At 67.9% G+C, this 13,766-nt stretch carries 15 protein-coding genes; 4 read left to right on the forward strand and 11 right to left on the reverse strand.

All coding sequences use genetic code 11. The annotated features are described in order from the left end of the window. Positions 1-99 precede the first annotated feature (99 nt). The 3 genes from IEV93_RS07725 to IEV93_RS07735 all read right to left on the reverse strand — a co-directional run bounded on the left by IEV93_RS07725 (position 100) and on the right by IEV93_RS07735 (position 3,903). Positions 100-642 carry a DinB family protein gene (locus IEV93_RS07725; RefSeq protein WP_188488453.1) on the reverse strand — a complete coding sequence of 181 codons (543 nt, stop codon included), beginning with the start codon at positions 640-642 and terminating at the stop codon, positions 100-102. Between the two features lie 102 nt (positions 643-744). After that, positions 745-2,175, reverse strand: a complete 1,431-nt coding sequence (locus IEV93_RS07730; protein WP_229704958.1) for a transporter permease — start codon at positions 2,173-2,175, stop codon at positions 745-747. A gap of 174 nt (positions 2,176-2,349) precedes the next feature. Continuing rightward, complete coding sequence (locus tag IEV93_RS07735) at positions 2,350-3,903, reverse strand: MFS transporter (protein ID WP_229704959.1); 1,554 nt, start codon at positions 3,901-3,903, stop codon at positions 2,350-2,352. Between the two features lie 148 nt (positions 3,904-4,051). On the opposite strand from IEV93_RS07735, the gene IEV93_RS07740 reads away from it, so the two are divergent. Next, positions 4,052-4,780 carry a TetR/AcrR family transcriptional regulator gene (locus tag IEV93_RS07740; RefSeq protein ID WP_188488457.1) on the forward strand — a complete coding sequence of 243 codons (729 nt, stop codon included), beginning with the start codon at positions 4,052-4,054 and terminating at the stop codon, positions 4,778-4,780. Between the two features lie 104 nt (positions 4,781-4,884). Here the strand turns inward: IEV93_RS07740 and IEV93_RS07745 are convergent, their stop codons facing one another. Then, positions 4,885-5,121, reverse strand: coding sequence for a hypothetical protein (locus tag IEV93_RS07745; protein ID WP_188488459.1), 237 nt, complete (start codon positions 5,119-5,121; stop codon positions 4,885-4,887). A 117-nt stretch (positions 5,122-5,238) separates the two neighbouring features. Here IEV93_RS07745 and IEV93_RS07750 point away from each other — a divergent pair, with 117 nt between their 5' ends. Beyond that, positions 5,239-5,403 carry a hypothetical protein gene (locus IEV93_RS07750; RefSeq protein WP_188488462.1) on the forward strand — a complete coding sequence of 55 codons (165 nt, stop codon included), beginning with the start codon at positions 5,239-5,241 and terminating at the stop codon, positions 5,401-5,403. An 8-nt stretch (positions 5,404-5,411) separates the two neighbouring features. On the opposite strand, the gene IEV93_RS07755 is transcribed toward IEV93_RS07750, so the two are convergent. Further along, positions 5,412-5,780, reverse strand: coding sequence for a VOC family protein (locus IEV93_RS07755; protein ID WP_188488464.1), 369 nt, complete (start codon positions 5,778-5,780; stop codon positions 5,412-5,414). Positions 5,781-5,841: 61 nt separating this feature from the next. Here IEV93_RS07755 and IEV93_RS07760 point away from each other — a divergent pair, with 61 nt between their 5' ends. Continuing rightward, positions 5,842-6,300 carry a MarR family winged helix-turn-helix transcriptional regulator gene (locus IEV93_RS07760; protein ID WP_188488466.1) on the forward strand — a complete coding sequence of 153 codons (459 nt, stop codon included), beginning with the start codon at positions 5,842-5,844 and terminating at the stop codon, positions 6,298-6,300. A gap of 28 nt (positions 6,301-6,328) precedes the next feature. Here IEV93_RS07760 and IEV93_RS07765 read toward each other — a convergent pair whose 3' ends face one another. From IEV93_RS07765 to IEV93_RS07785, 5 genes are all read right to left on the reverse strand, one after another. Then, positions 6,329-7,228, reverse strand: a complete 900-nt coding sequence (locus tag IEV93_RS07765; RefSeq protein ID WP_188488468.1) for a hydroxyquinol 1,2-dioxygenase — start codon at positions 7,226-7,228, stop codon at positions 6,329-6,331. Then, positions 7,225-8,292: a maleylacetate reductase gene (locus tag IEV93_RS07770; protein WP_188488470.1), complete on the reverse strand. Its 1,068-nt coding sequence runs from the start codon at positions 8,290-8,292 to the stop codon at positions 7,225-7,227. The genes IEV93_RS07765 and IEV93_RS07770 overlap by 4 nt, the downstream gene beginning before the upstream one ends. Continuing rightward, positions 8,289-10,094: an FAD-dependent oxidoreductase gene (locus IEV93_RS07775; RefSeq protein WP_188490447.1), complete on the reverse strand. Its 1,806-nt coding sequence runs from the start codon at positions 10,092-10,094 to the stop codon at positions 8,289-8,291. Before IEV93_RS07775 ends, IEV93_RS07770 begins: the two co-directional genes overlap by 4 nt. 145 nt (positions 10,095-10,239) lie before the next feature. Further along, positions 10,240-11,166: a helix-turn-helix domain-containing protein gene (locus tag IEV93_RS07780; RefSeq protein ID WP_188488473.1), complete on the reverse strand. Its 927-nt coding sequence runs from the start codon at positions 11,164-11,166 to the stop codon at positions 10,240-10,242. 61 nt (positions 11,167-11,227) lie between these two features. After that, positions 11,228-12,052 carry an alpha/beta fold hydrolase gene (locus IEV93_RS07785; RefSeq protein ID WP_188488475.1) on the reverse strand — a complete coding sequence of 275 codons (825 nt, stop codon included), beginning with the start codon at positions 12,050-12,052 and terminating at the stop codon, positions 11,228-11,230. Positions 12,053-12,364: 312 nt separating this feature from the next. Here IEV93_RS07785 and IEV93_RS07790 point away from each other — a divergent pair, with 312 nt between their 5' ends. Then, entirely contained in the window at positions 12,365-12,703 is a 339-nt protein-coding gene (locus tag IEV93_RS07790; RefSeq protein ID WP_188488477.1) for a P-II family nitrogen regulator, read from the forward strand. Between the two features lie 176 nt (positions 12,704-12,879). Here the strand turns inward: IEV93_RS07790 and IEV93_RS07795 are convergent, their stop codons facing one another. Beyond that, positions 12,880-13,707, reverse strand: coding sequence for a LysR family transcriptional regulator (locus IEV93_RS07795; protein WP_188488479.1), 828 nt, complete (start codon positions 13,705-13,707; stop codon positions 12,880-12,882). Between the last annotated feature and the right edge of the window lie 59 nt (positions 13,708-13,766).

Genomic DNA, 13,766 nt, shown 5'->3' on the forward strand with positions numbered 1-13,766 from the left:
TCGGCAGGTAGTCAGGGCCCGCTCGGCGGGTGATTACGGCCCGCTCGGCGGGTGATTACGGCACGTTCGGCGGGTGGTTTGGGCACGTTCGGCGGGTGTTTACGGCCCGCTCGGCGGGAAACGTTGCCCGGTCACGTCGAACAGGTGGTGCACCGGATCGTGGATGAAGTATTGGCCCAGCGTCTCGATGGTGAACACGCTGCCGTCGCCACGCCGTCCGCTCCGCCCGAGCGCATCGTCGGGTACCGACCGGAAGAGTTCGGCCAGCACCGTTGCGTCGGAATGCATCTCGTGCAGGACGGTGGCCGCGTCCTGCTCGTTGTAGCGATCGGTGACCGCGGTGGCGTCCTGATCCCAGTTCTCGAACACCGGATTGTCCTCGGTCACCATCAGATCGACGCGTGCGGCGAACCGGCGGAAGACGTCGCGGACGTGCGCGGCGTACTCCAGGGGCGACCAGGTCGAATCGTCCGGCCGCAGGTGCGGATCGCCGAAGTCGAGTGCATCGGCCCATTGGTCGGCGTTGGCGAGAACGAGGTCGGGTATGTCGCGGAAGTCGACGCGGGATGCATCCAACCCGCATGCCTCACAGGGCCTCTCCAGCACCCAGGTCCAACTCTTCGTCTCCGGTTCGATGGGCATGGACGTCACAGTAGCCAGCCCAGAATCATGTCGACGGATCAGAATTGAACACCGCGCACAGTTGGCGGTGAACTTACGAGAATTGGCCGGATCGGCGCGTTGTCAGCGGGTCCCGACGTAGATGAACAGCGTGTACATGGCGACCGCCGGGAGCAACACGCACCACCCGGTGATGAGGATGTTGCGGACGTTGGCCGAGCGGCACAGCCCCATGACGCCCAGCATGTTCACGTTGGGCAGCGGACCGTACGTGTCGGCCTTGGATGCGAACAGCAACACCACCACCCAGACGCCGGCGCCGATCCCCGCAATGGATGCGAGCTCACCGAAGATCTTGTCCAGCAGGACCACCTGCGCGGCCGACGCCCCCGGCACGCCGACCCAGCCGATGAGCGCGACGGTCATCGCGAACAGGAAGGGGGTCAGGCCCCGGATCTCGGTGCCGTACGACCCGAGGACGACGGTGAACGGGTTCAGGCGTGCGATCGCGTTGAAGAGCAGCGCCAGCAGATAGAACAGGACGAACAGCCACGCCAGCTTGGCCGCTCCTCGGTAGGCGTTGACGGCGAACGCTTTCGGCGACATCCCTGCGCCCGCGGCGGTCACGATGGAAAGCAGCGGTAGCGCGAGCAGCGGTAGCGCGATGCCCGCGGTGGTGATGGTCGCGACGACGAGAACGGCCACCAGGGTCATGGCGAACGCCACCGCGGCGCGGCCGGACCGTCGGTCATCGACAGCGGGGGAGTCGGTCTCGATCGCGCCCAGCTCCTCCGGTGAGTAGTGGTCGTCGCCGCCGGCGGTACGCCTCTGCATCCACGGGACGACGATCATGCCGACCACGATCGACAGCACGGCGAGGGGGCCGCCACCGTGGAGCAGGTACCCGAGGTAGCCGGTGTCGGCGGCCTGCATGATCGCGATGTTCCCGCCGGCGAACGGGGCGATCGCGAATCCGGCACAGCCGCCGATGAAGATCGCCGACGCGGTGGCCGACCTGGTTAGTCCGGCGCGCGCCGCCACCGGGAGCAGCACCGGCACGGCGACCGCCAGAGCGCCGGCCAGTGTTCCCAACGCGGCGACAAGCAGGAAGCACGTCAGCATGATCCCGGCGGCGACCGACGTCGTGTTCGAGGTGCCGACCACCCGGATGGCCGCCGACACGATCCGGGTCGCCGCCCCACTGGCACGGAGGATCTCGGCGAGGGCGCCTCCGAGCAGGATCACCACGCCGATGATCGTGACCTGGTCGACAGCCGACTCCCGCGCGATCTCGACCACCGTCTGCGGTCCAGGGAGCAGGAGCAACGCGGCCGAGAGGACCGACACCGACGTGGCCACCAGGATTCGCATGCCGAGAGCGGCGAGGATTCCGTAGAGGGCGATGGGCAGGAACCCCCACAGGGTCGACGGCTCGACCCGCAGTCCGACCACCAGCGAGACGACGATGCTCACCGCGGCGACGAGATTGACCGGGCGGGTGAGTCGTCGGATGTCGCCGGGGCGCTGCCCAGTGAGCAACGGTGTGGTCTGCAACTCGGGCCTCCGGCGTGGTCGTGAGAACGCCGACTGCCGGGGACCTCGGTGTCGCCCGGCGCCTGTCGGACGAGTTGCGACATTACAGGGAAACCGGGCCCACCCTGCAGCTCCGCCGCTTTGTGGGACGTGCGCCAGGAAACCTTGTTCGGGTTCGTGGAGGGGTCACGGGTCCTACGTCGGGGTACCTACCGGGTCTGTCGTCGGGGCGCCTTCGGAGTGCTCGGACTTCTCGGAGTCCGTTCCCGGGTGCGCCGGCAGGTAGATCAGCGTCAGCACGGCTGCCACAGCGGTGACCGCGCCCGCCACGATGCATCCGGTGGCGAAGCCGTCGACGAAGCCGGACCGCGCGATCTCGGCGAGCTGCGCCCCCGCCCGGGCGCCGACCTCCCCGAACTGGGACGCGGCGACGCGGGACGCCTCGAGTGCGGCGCCGACGGAATCGCGAGCGGGATCGACCAGTCGCTCGGGCAGACCCGCCGTGGCGTCGAGGTGGTCGCGGTAGACCGACAACGCCACCGATCCGATGACCGCGACGCCGAGGGTGCCGCCGAGTTCTCGGGTCGCGTCGTTGACCGCCGATCCCATCCCGGCCTTGTCCGGCGGGACGACGCCCATGATGGCCTCGGTGGCGGGTGCACTGGTCAGGCCGATGCCGACGCCGAGGAAGATCATCTGCCCGGCGATGACGAGGTAGCTGGTCTCCGAACCCACCGTCGCGGCCCAGCCGAACGCCAGGCTCAACGACACGAGGCCGAGCGCCACGATCAGTTTCGATCCGACGCGCACGGCGAGGCGCGGCCCGACCAACGAGGCGACCGCGATGGAACCCGCCACCGGCAGCATCCGGATGCCAGTCTCGAGCGCGCCGTAGTCGCGGACCGACTGGAAGTACTGGGTGACCAGGAAGATGAAACCGAACAGGGCGAAGAAGGCCGCGGTGACCGCGCCGCTGGCCGCCGTGAAGCGCAGGTTGGCGAACAGCCGCACGTCGAGCATGGGATGCGTCGCGCGGATCTCCTGCAGGACGAACAGGGTGAGAAGAGCTGCGGCGGCGATGAACCCGATGATGGTCGCCGTCGACGACCACCCTCGATCCGGTGCCTCGATGATCGTGTAGACCAGCAACCCGAGGGCGAGCGTGGACAGTCCGAGCCCGATCAGGTCCAGCGGCGGGGTCGACGGGTCGCGAGAGTCGGGGATGAACCGGAAGGCCACGACCAGCGTGACTGCCGCGGCTGCGCCGACGAACAGGAGAATCGAACCCCACCAGAAGGATTCGAGCAGTGCGCCGCCGACAACCGGCCCGACGGCGACCGAGATACCCGTCGCCGCACCCCAGATGCCGATTGCCTTGACGCGCTCGGAACGCTCGGTGAAGACGTTGGTGAGGATGGACAACGTCACCGGATAGACCACCGCCGCCGCGACGCCGGCCAGCGCTCGCCATGCGATCAGCACGTCGGGATTCGAGCTCCAGGCCCCGGCGATCGACGCGATCAGCGACACCGCCAGCCCCATCAGCAGGAACCGACGTCGACCGAACCGGTCGCTCAGCGATCCGGCCGCGAGCACCAGCGCCGCGAAAGCCAGATTGAACGCATCCACGATCCACAGCAGGTCTCGCGTGGAGGCGCCCAACTCGGTGACCAACGACGGCAGCGCGATGTTGACGATGGTGGTGGAGATGTTGACGACGAACACGGCTGCGCACAGCGATACGAGCACTGCGACCTTGTTCGTCCCGCGTTCCGTCGACCACCCGAGGCTTTGCATAACGAAGTTCTACCACGGCGCCAATCGATCTCACAAGATCAGACGGGGACGCGGCTCAGGTGGTCAGGCGCCGCGGGGTCGTCGTGAGAGCATGAAACCCATGGCAGAACGGCATGACGACACCGACGCGGAGACGCAGCCGGAGCCGGTCCGCGACCGATTGGTGACCGTCACGATCGCCCTGCTGGCCGACGTGGGCCCCTCGGAGATCAAGGTCCGACGGATCGCGGAGGAGGCCGGCGTCTCCACCATCGCCGTGTACCACCATTTCGGCGGTGTCCGTGAGCTGCTCCAGGTGGTGGTCGGCCGTGGCTACCGCACCCTGCGGACCGCCTTCGAGAGGGCGGCCGCGGCGGGCCCCGACCCGGGCGCCCAGTTGTTCGCGATAGCCCTGTCGTGTCGGCAGGTGGCACAGGACAACGCCCACCTCTACGACATGATGTTCGGACTCTCGACACGCGGGACGTACCGATACGTCGCCGAGGCACCGGACGGAGGCCCGACCCAGCAGTTCCTCGAGTCGTACGCCGTCTTCGCCGCCGCCTGCCACCGACTGGTCGAGTCGGGACGCATCACGATCACCGACGGACATCAGGTCGCCGCCGAACTGTGGAGTGCCGTACACGGATTCGTCACGCTCGAGATGGCCGGGCATTTCGCGCGCTTCGACAACCCGGTCGGTCAGGTGCTGGCGCCGATGTGCGTCAATCACTTCGTCGGATTGGGTGATGAGCGGTCGCGCGCCGAGAGGTCTGGGCTCGACGCAGTCGCATGGTGGAACTCCGAGGGCCCCGGCAGCGAGAACGCGGCGGCGAAGATCTCGATCTGACCGCCGACTGCCCAGTGAACGTCCGCAAATGCCCACTCAACGTCCGTAGCTGCCCACTCGACGTCCGTATCCGCCCAGTCGACGCGGGTCCAATTCCGACGGAGTCAGGTGCCGGTCGACCCACCGTTGATGTGATCCCGCACATCCGACGCGGTGGCGCCTCCCGCGACGACGTACACACGATCGTCGTCGCGGGAGGCGTTGTTCCACGAATCGTCGTCCAGGTTCTGCCAGTCCACGAGTTGACCGTCGGCGTCGAAGGCCAACTGCGCCCGGTTCGGGTGGCGGATGGCGACGCGGGCGATGCGGTGGGCGAGCGCATCGATGTCCGCGGTCTCCATGGTCATCTCCTCACATCGGCGTGGAACCCAGTATCGAGGACGACCGAGGGGATCGGCGTCACGACACCCGTGCCCAGCCTCCTTGTGCTTGCGCAGTGTTTGGGGTCTGCTGAAGCGATGGCTGACGACGACGACAATTCACCGCACCGGGTGTTCGATCCCTCGAGCGGGAAGGACCCCGACACCGAGGGCGTCGCGGACGGCGACGACGTTCCCGCGCCCCGCCGTCGTGGTTCGTCGGACGACGACGAGGCCTCGACGTCGGACGACGCCGAGGCCTGACCGTCGGATCACGCCCGATCGTGGAGGGTGACCTGGTAGCCGTCGGGATCGGCGAAGGTGAACGTGCGGCCGAACGGTCCGTCGATCGGATCCGACACGATCCGGTGACCATCGGCGGTCAATGCGTCGTGAATGGCCTGGACGTCGGTGGCGTGCAGCCAGATGGCCGCGCCGATCCCGGGTTGTGCGACCGAATCGAGGTCGGTGCCGGGGACGATGTCGCGCAACGCGAATGCGATGGGCGCCGTCTCGAAGACCACGGCGTGGGGCGGGCCCGCCTGGGAGCGGACGAGGCCGAGGTACTGCTCGTAGAACGCCTGCGATGCTGCGAGATCGCGAGCCTGCAGGGAGATGAAGTCGGGACCGGTGACCGGCATGTGATGCTCCTTGGTTGTGTGTCAGTTTTCTGACACACGCAATGTATGTCAGAATACTGACATGAGTCAAGACGGCGGCGGCATCGATCTCGAGACGTCGGTGGGTTACCTGCTCAAAGAGGCAGCGAGCGCCCTGCGGGTGGCCATGGAATCGGTACTGCGCCCACTCGGGTTGACCGTCACGCAGTACTCATGCCTCGAGTTGCTCAGCCAACGCCCGGGCCTGTCCAACTCCGAACTCGCACGGGGGACCTTCATCACCCGGCAGTCGATGAACGTACTGGTGCAGGCGTTGGAGCGCGATGGCTACGTCACCCGGCCGACGCAGGCGCCCGTCGGCAAGGTCCTGCCGACGGCGCTGACCCCCCGAGGCCGGCGAAGTCTCGACAGGGCCAGTGCAGCAGTACGTTCCGTCGAGGTACAGATGCTGAGCGGCCTCACCCAGGACGATCGGTCGCAGGCGCTGACGAGTCTGCGCAGCATGGTGCAGGCGCTGCATGACGTCGACGGCAACAGTTGAGCGGCGGTTTCCGAGCGAGGGCTCTCCGCTATTCCGCGTCTGCCAAGACGATGTCGAACTCGACCCGCGCCCAGACGGCTCCGGCCAGATCGCGGCCGTCCGGTGTGGCGGTACCGGCCGCCTGCTCGACGAAGTCCATGACCAGCGAATCCTTCACGCCGAACACCGAATCGGAGTCCAGCAGGTCATCTCCGCGGACGAAGATGTGGGTGACCAGCCGACGCATCCCCGGTGCGGTCACCATGAAGTGCAGATGCGACGCCCGCATGGGTGACCGACCCACCGCGGCGAGCAGCGACCCCACCGGCCCGTCGTGCGGGATCGGGTACGGCGTGGGGGTGAGCGCCCAGAACGCGTACCGACCGTCGTCGTCGCTGAACAGGTGTGCGCGGGCGCTGACCCGTTCCTCGTCGTACTGAACGTCGTACAACCCGTTGTCGTCGGCCTCCCACACCTCGATTCGCGCCCCCGCCAGCGGCTTTCCGTCGGCGGTGCGCACCGTGCCCTCGACCCAACAGGGTTGACCGCTCGCGCCACCGGCGATGTCCCCGCCGATGGCCACCTCGGGGGAGTCCTCGATGAAGAACGGTCCGAACACCGTGGCCTCGGTGGCTTCCCCGCGGGCCTCGTTGTTCACCGTGACGGTCTGCATGGACGCGCCGAGGACATCGGACAGCAGGATGAACTCCTGACGTCGGTCATCGGTGATGTGTCCGGTGGCGGTCAGGAATTCGATACCCGTGTTCCATTCGTCCTCGGTGAGGCGGACGTCCCGCACGAAGGCGTGCAGGTGCCGGGTGAGTGACTGCAGCACATCTCGGAGTCGGGGATCGTCGGCGCCGTCGAACGACGCCACCACCCTGTCGACGAGCTCGTCCTCGCGGGCCGCCTGCGTCGGTGAGACGGTCGGCGTGTTCTCGGGTGTCATGTCCGGCCCTCCAAGGGGTGTGCGGTCGGTACGTCGCCCGTGCTGGCGGCGGTGAGGATGGTGGTCAGGTCGCTCGCGGTGACCGGACGTGGGTTGGACTCGGGAACCACGGGCAGGATCCGCGCGACCGCGTCCGGGATCATGGTCGCGTCGAAACCGTACGGCAGCAGCGATGTCGGGGCGCCCACCCGTTCTCGGAGTCGTGCCAGTCCGTGGTCAGCGGACTCGGTCCCGAACGCGGCGGCGATCATCCGGGCCGCGTCGGGTGCGGTAGGTGCGTTGAACGCGAGCACGTGCGGCAGGATCACGGCGTGGGTCTGGGCGTGCGGGAGGTCGTAGGCGCCGCCGAGCACATGGCAGATCTTGTGGTGCAGGCCCGAACCGGCGGAGGCGAAGGCGACGGCCGACAGATACGCCCCGAGCAGCATCTCGTCACGCCCGATCCGGTCGTCGGCGTCGGCGACGACGGCGGGCAGCCCGGCGTCGAGAGCGCGGATCCCGGTGACGGCCGTCGACGCGTTGATCGGATCCGCGCGCGGACCCCACAACGAGTCCACGCAGTGCGCCAGGGCGTTCAACCCGGATGCGACGGTGAGCTCCAGGGGCAGTTCGACACTCAGCGCCGAATCGTAGATGACACTCGTCGGCAGCACCCGGCGGTCGACACCGGTGGTCTTGCGTCCCGCCTCGGTGAGCCCCCACACATCGGTTGCCTCCGACCCCGCGTAGGTCGTCGGGACGGCGACGATCGGGATGCCGCTCGTCAGCGCAACCGCTTTCGCCAGCCCGGTCGCCGACCCGCCACCGATGCAGACGAGGAGGTCGACGGAGTTCTCGCTCGCGATCGTCCGGGCGTGGTCGGCGACATCGACAGGGACGTGCGGGGCCACATCGGTGTGGTGCACGACAACCGGGATCGACCCGATGACCTCGGGATGAGCACGGGTGGCGATCACCATGACCCGCGCCGCGCCGAGCCGGACTACCTCGTCGGCGAGATGCGTGCCGGCGCGGCCGTGACCGAACAGCACCCGTTGGGCCGGGGTGTCGTGGACGAAGATCACGCGGTCACCGACACCGGCTGACACAGGACGGTGGCCAGGGCCTGCCGCAGTGCGACCTCCGGGTCCGACGGCAGAACCATTGCCCGCCAGGCGATGTGCTTGTCAGGACGCACCAGGATCGCACCCGATTCGTCGATCTCGCGGATCGCGGCCCAGTCGAAGTAGAGGTCGGTGATCTCGCGCCCGGGGCCGATGACGACGGTCCGGACCGTCACCCCGAGCTGCTGCGACACCGACTCGGCGGCCGCGCCCCAGTCCTCGCCCGCGATGCCGGTGAACAGCGTGAACTGGGTGGACGGAGCGAGGTCGTGGGTGGAGTACCGGTGTGTGGTGTCGCCGACCCACACGTGTGGCAGTCGTGAGCCGGGGACCGTGGAGGCCTGGTAGTACAACTCGGCGTCCCGCAGCGGCTCCGAAGCCGGGCCGTCGGAGACCACGGCGTCGGACACATAGAACTGTCCGAGTTCCACCCCGTGGGCGTTGAACTCGTAGTTCTTGATGTCCATCGCCGCGGCGATCGCCGCGCGCTTGCGTGCACCGGCGGGGGTGTTCGCCTTGCGTTCCTCCATCTGTTCGATCATCTCCGCCTCGGTGGTCGCGCCGCTGACGCCGAGGGCGTCGAAGAGTTGGACGAACTCCCGACCGGACTTGTTGGCCCGCTTGACGATCTGCTCGGCGACCGGGGCGCGTTCGGCAGTGTAGGTGTCGAGCAACGCCGCTCCGGCGTCGCCACGCAGCACCGCGGCGATCTTCCAGGCGAGGTTGTAGGAGTCCTGGATGGACGTGTTCGAACCCAGCCCGTTGCTGGGTGGATGTCGGTGGACGGCGTCGCCGACACAGAAGACGCGACCGGACTGCAGGCGTGTCGCGTACTGTTCGTTGTTGCCCCACAACGAGGTACCGGTGATCTGCACCTCGAGGTCCGGATCGCCGACGAGGTTGCGCACGATCCGGATGGCCTCGGCCTCGTCGACCGACGGCGGTTCGCCCGCGATGTCGTATCCCCAGACGATCAACCACTCGTTCCACGGGCGCACCATGCGCACGAGGCCCGCCCCGATGCCGCCGACGTTCGACCCTGGCTGGATGACCCAGTACAGAACCGAGGGCCGGTGACCGACGAACGCGGCCATGTCCGCGGTGAAGGTGATGTTCATCGACCCGGCGATGTCCATCCGCCCCTCCATCGGCAGGTCGATGTCGTCGGCGACGCGCGACCGCGCACCGTCGGCACCGACCAGGTACTTCGCGCGGATCGTCGACTCCATCCCGCTGAACCGGTCGAGCACGCGGACGGTGACCCCGTCGTCGTCCTGGGTGTGCGAGAGGTACTCGGTGGAGAACCGGGTCTGCGTCCCGCGCATCGTCGCGTTCTTCACGAGGATGGGTTCGAGGTAGGTCTGCGGGATGTCGCAGTTCAGCGACGGTGACGCGAGCACGTAGTCGCCGTGCCGAGCCGGGTGTGTCCCCCAGGTGAGGACGCGTCCGAGTTCCTCACCCGCGATGGACGTGCAGAACACCGTGTCCCCCATCAGTTCGTGCGGGGTCGCCTCGGCGAGCACCTGGTCCTCGACGCCGACGTCGCGCAATATCTCCATGGTCCGCTGGTTGGTGATGTGCGCGCGGGGTGTGTTCGCCGTCCACCGGTATTTGGTGATCATGATGTTCGCGACGCCCAGAGTGGACAGGAACAGCGCGGCCGATGCCCCCGCCGGACCGGACCCCACGATCAACACGTCCGTGTCGATCTGATGGTCGCCGGGCAGTGCGGTGTCGGCCATTCCGTCGTCGAACGCAACCATGGTGTGCCTCTCGAAGAGGATCCGCGCACCGTTGCGTCGGATCGTCATCGGCAGTGTCACACGTCACAGCGGGCTGGTTCCGGCCTCTCGCGCCGTAGGCGGAATCGGACCAGGATCCGGCGGGAAACGACAAGCGGGCCGACGGTCAGCGACCGGCGTCGCGTACCTCGGTGGGGGTGACTCCGAAGGCCGTGCGGAACGTGCGCGAGAAGTATGCGGGCGAGGAGAATCCGCACTCGGCAGCAACATCGGTGATGGCAGGACGCCGGCCGTCGACCTGTGACAGCAGGCGGTGGGCCCGGTCGAGTCGACGACGCAGGACGTATGCCGAGACCGATGTGTCGTGCGCGGCGAACAGTCTCGACACCTGGCGGGTGCTGACGCCGACGGCCGCGGCGATGTCGGAGGCGGAGAGCAGCGGGTCGTGTGCGGAGCGGGCCACGACGACCTCGATCTCCGCCCACACGGCGGTGTCGGCGCGGCGGTTCCCGTCGAGCACCGACCGGACGAGGTCGAGGATCTCGGATTCCGAGGGCGCACCGTCGTCGACCAACGATCGGGTCACCGCTCGCGCCAGTGCCCCACCGCGGAGATCCGCCGACGGCCCGGTGCCGAACTCGAGCACCGTCGGTCCGCCGACGTCGTCACGCCCGGTGAGGTCACGGGCGACCGTGCGCGGGACCTTCACGACCAGTTCGGTCAGACCACTCGAGAAGCCACGCATGAAGGGCTTGTCGGCGTCGGCGACGACCAGGTGTCCGGGGTCGACCAGGAACGCGCCGCCCGTGTGGTGGAAGAACCCGCTGCCCGCGAGCACGAGGTAGATGACCACGGCGTCGGCCGGGTTCGCCGACACTGCCGACGATGTGCGCTCGACGACGTGCGCCGACCCCTCCACGCGGCCGAGCTGTACCGATGGCATCGTCCGGGTGATCTCGGTGGCGTCGAGCCGGGCGCCGTCGAGCGTCGTGCACCGCAGCCCGATCAGCTGTGCCGCGTTGTGCCGCTCCCACTCCGCCACGCGATCACCGACCGGGAGGTCGGCGGTGGAGAACGCGGTCAGCGACGTCATGGGTTCACAGTCGCCCCGGTTCTCCACCGCGTCAAGCACATGAGGGTGCCCGGGCGATGAGCTACGACCGGAAGAACTCGAGCAGGTCGTTGTTGATCGTCTCGGCCTCGGTGGTCGGCATCCCGTGCGGGAAACCGGGGTAGATCTTCAGAGTCGAGTTGGGCAGCAGCTCCGCCGAGCGCACGCCGGCGTTCTCATACGGAACCACCTGGTCGTCGTCTCCGTGCATGACCAGGGTGGGGATGGTGATCCCGGCGAGGTCGTCGCTGAAGTCGGTCTGCGAGAACGCGACCACGCCGTCGTAGTGCGCCTTGGCCCCGCCGATCATCCCCTGGCGCCACCAGTTGGCGATGACACCCTCCGACGGGGTCGCGCCGGGGCGGTTGTAGCCGTAGAAGGGGCCCTCGGCGAACGTGCGGAAGAAGTCGGCGCGGCGGGTCGCGACCTGGACCTGGATGTCGTCGAAGACCTCCTTGGGCACGCCGCCCGGGTTGGCCTCGGTCTTGACCATGAGCGGCGGCACCGAACTGATCAGCACAGCTTTGGCAGCGCGATCCATGCCGTGACGGGCGAGGTAGCGGGCGACCTCACCGCCGCCGGTGGAGTGGCCGACGTGGATCGCGTCGGTGAGGTCGAGATGGTTGACGACGGCCGCGAGATCGTCGGCGTAGTGGTCCATGTCGTGTCCGGAGTCGACCTGCTCGGACCGGCCGTGGCCCCGTCGGTCGTGCGCCACCACCCGGTACCCCTTGTCGAGGAAGAACATCAGCTGCCCGTCCCAGTCGTCCGACGACAGGGGCCAACCGTGGCTGAAGACGATGGGCTGCCCTGTGCCCCAGTCCTTGTAGAAGATCTCGACTCCGTCGGTGGTGACGACACTGGGCATGGGGCCTCCTGGGCTACTGGTCGCGTTGCCCCGATGGGGAACCGGTCGCGACCGGATGGGTTGGCGATCGAGTTCGACGGATGTGTCGTTGCTCGTGGCCACAGAGTGGCAGAGGTCGTCGTTGCGACGCCCCCCGTTTTGCGCCAGGAATGCCCCGTTTTGGGACTCGGCCTGTGGTCGTCACGGCATCTGCGATGCAGCGACGGGAATGACCGATCGGAAACTTGATTTCCCCGGTCGACGGACGGCAAGCTGAGAACGTTCAGGTGCTCTGGCCCGCGGCACGCGACAACCATCTCGGTGGGAGTGTCCGTGAGATTGATAGTGGCAGTGGTCAAGCCGTTCGTGGTCGATGATGTCAAGGCCGCGCTCGACGACCTCGGGGTCGGTGGGGTCACGACCACCGTCGTCCAGGGGTACGGGCGCCAACGCGGTCACACCGAGGTCTATCGGGGCGCGGACTACGCCATCGATTTCGTTCCCAAGACCCGGTTGGAGACCGTCGTCGATGACGCTCTCACCGACCGGGTGGTCGACGCGATCACGCTTGCGGCCCGGATGGGAACCATCGGTGACGGCAAGATCTGGGTGAGCCGGGTAGAGGCCGTGACGCGGGTCCGTACCGGCGCCACGGGGTCAGGTGCGTTGTGAGCATCGGTGATGTGTTCGCGCCAGTCCCTTGCCGGACGTGCGGGGCCGGGCTATGACGCCGCCCTGCGGGCCGATTCCATCGAGATGGAGCCGTCTCGTGCGAGTCGTCCGCTCGTGGTTCACCGGTTCGGCAACGCGGTCGCCGGGTGCGTCGTCGTGAGCCGCTCCTGACGTGTTCAGCCGTCCGAAGAGCGCAGCGTCGACCGGAGCAGGGCCAGGACCTCATGTCGGACCGGGTCGGTGATCCGCTCGCTTGTCGCTGCATAGAGATCGATGTCGGGTATGCGGGGCAGTCCGCGGACGGTGCGCAGACCGTCGGGCGTCGGACCGATTCGGGGGAGTGGTGTCATTCCCACCCCGTCCCTCGCCGCGCCGATGACCGACGTGTGGTTGACGCACTCCGTCGCGACGCGGTGTGGCCGTCCGCCCAGTGAGGCAACGGCCTGGTGGCGGATCGCACACGGCGCCGCGAACAACACGAGGTCCTCACGGGGAACGTCGTCGACGGCGAACCACCGCAACGGGATCGGGGCCACTCGAACACTTCCCCGGGCGGGCCGGGTCAACATCATTGCGACGTCGGCCCGGTCGTCGTGGACGAGGTCGCGAACGTGAGCGCTGCGGGTCAGACGCAATCGCACGGCACGGTCGGGGAGTCGTTCGTGCAGGAGGGACACCACGGTCGGGACGAGGAACTCGGCGGCGTGTTCGGTTGCCGCCACCAGGATCTCGTTGTCGGCGAGTGGTGTGAGGGTGTGCACGGCGTCATCGTGCTGTTGGACTATGTCGCGAGCTCGGATCGAGAGCTCCTCACCGTCGCTGGTCAGCGAGATCCCGCGCCCCTGAGGAATCACGAGGCGACAGCCCAGTTCCCGCTCGAGCCTGCGGATGTGTCCGGTCACCGCGGACGGTGACAGGTGCAGGGTGTCGGCGGCGCGCCGAACGCCCGAGAAGGCGACGACAGCGGCAAAACTGCGCAGCGGGGTGATGTCGAGGGTGGGCACGCCCCGATTGTGCCCGACCGTTCACGATCGGTGAACAGTGTTGGAGTGATGGCATCGGT

This window comes from Williamsia phyllosphaerae, from assembly GCF_014635305.1.
GTDB lineage: Bacteria > Actinomycetota > Actinomycetes > Mycobacteriales > Mycobacteriaceae > Williamsia_A > Williamsia_A phyllosphaerae.

Bases quoted from the DNA above. Each gene is read 5' to 3' on its own strand.
- IEV93_RS07725 (WP_188488453.1), bottom strand. From the start codon at position 642: ATGCCCATCGAACCGGAGACGAAGAGTTGGACCTGGGTGCTGGAGAGG.
- IEV93_RS07740 (WP_188488457.1), top strand. From the start codon at position 4,052: ATGGCAGAACGGCATGACGACACCGACGCGGAGACGCAGCCGGAGCCG.
- IEV93_RS07745 (WP_188488459.1), bottom strand. From the start codon at position 5,121: ATGGAGACCGCGGACATCGATGCGCTCGCCCACCGCATCGCCCGCGTC.
- IEV93_RS07750 (WP_188488462.1), top strand. From the start codon at position 5,239: ATGGCTGACGACGACGACAATTCACCGCACCGGGTGTTCGATCCCTCG.
- IEV93_RS07755 (WP_188488464.1), bottom strand. From the start codon at position 5,780: ATGCCGGTCACCGGTCCCGACTTCATCTCCCTGCAGGCTCGCGATCTC.
- IEV93_RS07760 (WP_188488466.1), top strand. From the start codon at position 5,842: ATGAGTCAAGACGGCGGCGGCATCGATCTCGAGACGTCGGTGGGTTAC.
- IEV93_RS07765 (WP_188488468.1), bottom strand. From the start codon at position 7,228: ATGACACCCGAGAACACGCCGACCGTCTCACCGACGCAGGCGGCCCGC.
- IEV93_RS07775 (WP_188490447.1), bottom strand. From the start codon at position 10,094: ATGGTTGCGTTCGACGACGGAATGGCCGACACCGCACTGCCCGGCGAC.
- IEV93_RS07780 (WP_188488473.1), bottom strand. From the start codon at position 11,166: ATGACGTCGCTGACCGCGTTCTCCACCGCCGACCTCCCGGTCGGTGAT.
- IEV93_RS07785 (WP_188488475.1), bottom strand. From the start codon at position 12,052: ATGCCCAGTGTCGTCACCACCGACGGAGTCGAGATCTTCTACAAGGAC.